The organism is Bradyrhizobium sp., assembly GCF_049581145.1.
Classification (GTDB): domain Bacteria; phylum Pseudomonadota; class Alphaproteobacteria; order Rhizobiales; family Xanthobacteraceae; genus Bradyrhizobium.
Genome location: NZ_JBAURI010000781.1, coordinates 1 through 1682 on the forward strand (window position 1 = coordinate 1; position 1682 = coordinate 1682).

1 protein-coding gene is annotated in these 1682 nt (G+C 64.5%); it reads right to left on the reverse strand.

Annotated elements, in window-relative coordinates; all coding sequences use genetic code 11:
- Window positions 1–348 precede the first annotated feature (348 nt).
- Window positions 349–1682 (reverse strand): GMC family oxidoreductase (locus WCB02_RS25820; protein WP_423962592.1); only part of this gene is annotated, 1334 nt, incomplete at its 5' end.

Here is a 1682-nt window from a genome sequence, read left to right on the forward strand (position 1 = left end):
GGAGCACTCCGGCGGAGCGCATTTTTGTCGACAGGCCGGCATCGCGATTGTCAAAGCGAATGACGCGAAACCCGCGCGCCACGAGGCCCTCGCAAAACGCATCGGGCCACGCGACGAGCTGCATCCCCAGGCCCATGATCAGCATGATCACAGGGCCGTCGCGAGGACCGCTGTCCGAATATTCGATCTCGATCCCATTCGTCTTGACCGCCGTCATCCAACGTTCGTCCGTCTCTCTTTCGGCCCTCGCGATCGCGGAGCACAATCAACGGGCAATATGGCGCCAAACCGCGCGAAACAATGATCGAAGTCAATCGCGCTGGGCCGCGCTTCCCCGAGGCCTGGGTTCTAGGCGACGCGCCGGCCCAGAATCAGATCCGCGGCTTTCTCGCCGATCATGGCGGACGGCGCCTGGGTGTTGCCGCTGACGAGGAGCGGCATGATCGACGCGTCGGCGACGCGCAGGCCCTCGACCCCTCGCACTCTCAGTTGAGGGTCGACGACCGAGCGCTCGTCGGCGCCCATCCGGCAGGTTCCAACCGGGTGATAGATCGTATCGGCGCGCTCGCGGATCAGTGCGCTGAGCCTCGTCGGATCGTCGCGGCCGGTGCCGTAGATGTACCGGCCCCCGTAAGGGGCGAGCGCCGGCTTGGCGAGAATGGTCTGGACGATCTCGACGCCACGGACGAGCGTCTCGAGATCGTCGGGATCGGAGAGGAAATTCGGATCGATGAACGGCGCGAGCGCGATATCCGCGCCGGCGAGACGGACCTGGCCTCGGCTCTTCGGCCTCAGCCCGCACACGTGCAGCGACATGCCGGTGGTGAAGTGAACCTTGCGATTGTGGTCGTCGACGATGCCGATGCAGAAGTGCAACTGCAGGTCCGGTCGATCGACATCGGACCTGCTCCTGACGAATCCGCCGGCTTCCGCGGCGTTGGAGGTCAGCAGTCCCCGCCCATGGCGGAGGTAACTTGCAAGCGCGCCGACGCCCTGCGTCACCAGGGGCAAAGCGACCCCGAACAGGCCTGGTCCGTTAGCGCGCAGATTTGCGACATAGTCGCAGTGATCCTGAAGATTCTGTCCGACTTCGGGCGCATCGAGGACCAGGTCGATTCCGACGCTCTTCAAGTGCTCCGCCGGGCCGATCCCTGAAACCATCAAGAGTTGCGGCGATCCGAAGGCGCCGCCGCAAACAATGACCTCGCGGCGCGCGTAGAGCCGTCGCTCGGAGCCGCCGCTTCGATAGGCGACGCCGAGGGCGCGCCGTTCCTCAAACAGAATGCGCCGCGCCTGATAGTCGGCAAGCACTTCGAGATTGGAGGCCGCCGGGGATGATGGAAGATAAGCCCTCGCGGCGTTGAATCGCCGGCCGTTCTTCTGGAACACCTGGTAGGGCCCGACGCCCTCCTGTGTCTCGCCGTTGAAATCGGCATTGCGCGGAAATCCTGCTTGGACAGCAGATTCGACGAAAGCCTCGACCGCCGGATTGCTGTAGCTGAGGTCGCTGACATGAAGCGGTCCACCGACGCCGTGCCACGCGTTCGCCCCGCGCGCATTGTCCTCCGAGCGTTTGAAATAGGGCAGGACGTCCGACCAGCCCCAGCCTTTGCAGCCGAGCGCCGCCCATTCGTCGTAGTCCTGCGGCTGGCCTCGCGTGTAAATCATCGCGTTGATGAGAC